Source organism: Flavobacterium sp. HJJ (assembly GCF_015351475.1).
Classification (GTDB): Bacteria; Bacteroidota; Bacteroidia; order Flavobacteriales; family Flavobacteriaceae; genus Flavobacterium; species Flavobacterium marginilacus.
Genome location: NZ_JADKPR010000083.1, coordinates 1 through 555 on the forward strand (window position 1 = coordinate 1; position 555 = coordinate 555).

At 35.1% G+C, this 555-nt stretch carries 1 protein-coding gene; it reads right to left on the bottom strand.

The genetic code is table 11. From position 1 onward, the window contains the following. Positions 1-37: 37 nt before the first annotated feature. Positions 38-493 carry an IS200/IS605 family transposase gene (tnpA, locus tag IRZ80_RS20835; protein WP_194644296.1) on the bottom strand — a complete coding sequence of 152 codons (456 nt, stop codon included), beginning with the start codon at positions 491-493 and terminating at the stop codon, positions 38-40. Positions 494-555: the final 62 nt, after the last annotated feature.

The window sequence follows — 555 nt, forward strand, 5'->3', positions numbered from 1 at the left end:
AATGAATTACCCCGAGGCAGAGCCTCGAGGTATCGCATTACTCAAAAGACAACCGTAGCTGATTTTTGTTAAACGATTTGTAAACAGTCTTTTCTTCTCCTTGATTTTGAATGTATTTCTGAATCACATTCTCATTACCATACTGACCAACCGTATTTACATAATATCCACTCGTCCAAAAATTACCTCCCCATAACTTACTTTTAACTTCTGGATGTAAACGAAAGAGCTCTTTTGCTGTAATACTTTTTACTGTCCTGACAATAATTTCAACAGAAATCTTTGGCACGCTTTGTATCAAAAAATGTACATGATTTTCATCTGCTCCTATCTCAACAAAATGAATTTCATATCGTTCCGAAATATTTCTACAAACTTCTACCAAACTCAGTTCTACATCCTCCGATAAAACATTTCTTCGATATTTTATCGGACAAACCAAATGATAAAGCAACAAGCTTTTATTATGCCGTTTGAAAATATGTTCACTCATCAAACAAATATACTAATCTTTGCGCATCACCCCGAGGCAGAGCCTCGAGGAATTCTTTTGAT